1 pseudogene is annotated in these 499 nt (G+C 61.1%); it reads right to left on the bottom strand.

The features are described from left to right. Nucleotides 1–36: 36 nt before the first annotated feature. A pseudogene (locus PZH32_RS11245) lies at nt 37–499 on the bottom strand (hypothetical protein); the annotation flags it as partial.

Here is a 499-nt window from a genome sequence, read left to right on the forward strand (position 1 = left end):
CTTTCTGTGAAAGTGGGTATGTCAGGTGATGGCCAACTAGGCGATGGGATCCTCTCCCAGGTCGCCATTGCTCAGCGTGTCCAGATCCTCCAAGAGGTCATGGCCGTTCGGGCTCTGACCCTCAGGAGGGGCGCCGTTCAGCAGCGCATCGTAGTCGGCATCGTTCAGGCTCATGGAGTTCTCGATGCGGGCGGTGTAGTTGCCTTCCGCATCCAGATCGATGAGCACGTGGCTGCGAACATGCAGCTGGCCGTTGATGACCTTCTCGGCAATGCGATCCACCACTTCGCGCTGGATGAGGCGCTTGAGCGGACGGGCGCCGTAGACCGGATCGTAGCCGTCGATGGCCAAGTGCTCCATGGCCGCCGGGGTAACGTCCAGCGTGATGCGACGTGCCTGCAGGCGGTCGCGCACTTCCTCGAGCTGCAGGTCCACGTTAGGCTCGATGGCCGAAATGGACAACTCGTTGAAGGTGATCACGTCGTCGATACGGTTCTGG

Origin of the sequence: Adlercreutzia equolifaciens, assembly GCF_029076695.1 — a bacterium.
GTDB lineage: Bacteria > Actinomycetota > Coriobacteriia > Coriobacteriales > Eggerthellaceae > Adlercreutzia > Adlercreutzia equolifaciens_A.